Source organism: Gordonia sp. ALPHA1B1, assembly GCF_005502615.1.
Taxonomy (GTDB): Bacteria; Actinomycetota; Actinomycetes; order Mycobacteriales; family Mycobacteriaceae; genus Gordonia; species Gordonia hongkongensis.
This window is the reverse complement of record NZ_SCOC01000093.1, coordinates 1-1,349: the sequence shown is the minus strand read 5'-3', so window position 1 is coordinate 1,349 and position 1,349 is coordinate 1. Positions and strand designations below refer to the sequence as shown.

General features: G+C 65.6%; 1 protein-coding gene. It reads right to left on the bottom strand.

What is annotated here, in order from left to right; genetic code table 11:
* Positions 1-12: 12 nt before the first annotated feature.
* Positions 13-1,089, bottom strand: coding sequence for an IS110 family transposase (locus FFS52_RS23525; protein ID WP_137811085.1), 1,077 nt, complete (start codon positions 1,087-1,089; stop codon positions 13-15).
* Positions 1,090-1,349 lie beyond the last annotated feature (260 nt).

The following is a 1,349-nucleotide window of genomic DNA, read 5'->3' as shown; positions in this document are numbered from 1 at the left end:
AGCGAGAGGGTCCTATAGCTTGTCAAGTGCTCCGAGGTCAGTGGTGAGGTCGCGGAACACTTCGCGGGCGATGTAGCGCTTGAGGCAGCGGAGGATGTCTTTCTTCGTTTTGTGTTCGGCGGAACGTCGCTCGACGTAGGCGCGGGTGGGGGCGTGGGATTTCATGCGTCCGACCGCGATCATGTGCAGAGCACTGTTGGCTTGCCGGTCCCCGCCCCGGTTGAGTCGGTGACGGCTGGTTTTGCCTGAGGATGCCGGTAACGGGGCGGCGCCGACGAGTTTGGCGAACCGTGCCTCGGTGCCCATCCGCTCGACGTTGTCACCGGCGGTGATCACCAGGCGGGCGGCGGTGATCGGCCCGATCTGCGGGCGCGAGAGCAGGGTGGGTACCAGCTTGCTCAGCAGTCGTGTGAGTTCGCGGGCCAAAGACCGGGCTTGTTGTTGGGCGAGTCGGTGTCGGTCGAGCAGCGACCGCGCAGCGCGCACGAACGCCGCGGCCGGCCCGGACAGATCAGCTTTCTCGGCTGGTACCGGCAAGTCTTTGATGAATGCTGCCCGCTTGGCGATGGTGCGGGCCTGGCGCGCTTGATCGGCGTACTCGGCTGGTGCGGTGGTACACAGGTCACGGATCTGGTTACCGATGCGGGTGGCTTCCTCGACGGCCGAAGCCCTTGCCACGGTGAGCATCCGAATAGATTCGACCGCGCCGCGGGTGTCTTTGGCCACCGCGGTCGCGCGGCCGGTGATGACGGCCATCGCTGCGGCGTAGGCATCGAGTTGATCGGTCTTACCGTGGGCGTAGCGGCGCGGCAGATCGGGGGTGTTGACCTCGATCACTCGCACCCCTTCGGCGGTGAGCATCCGGGTCAACCCGGCCCCGTAGGAGGCGCTCGATTCCACTGCGGCATCCTCGACGCGGCCGAAGCCACACGCCCACTGCCACAACTGGGTGTAGCCGGCGGTGGTGGTCGGGAACTCGCGATCGGCCAGCGGGCGGCCGTCGGTGGCGACGATCGCGGCGTGGTGGGTCTGTTGATGGGTGTCGACTCCGAGTACGACCACTTGCGTGGTCACTGCTGTCTCAGCCATTCTGGCGGTGTCTCCCTTCACTGCGGTGTGGGATGACCTCACCGGGGCGGGTGGACAGGACAGTGAAGAGTCACGGCCTACCAGCCAGACAGGGTCCTAATCAGGTCACACCCGCCCCGGTCCTCACAGGTCACTTGGTGCAGGTGATCGACCGGAGTTCCGGGCCGACACATCTCGCCCATGACAGCACCGTCAGCCACGAAGTAAGTCAGACCCAAACCCGGTCAACCACCCACACCCATTCTCACTGCCACGAAGGG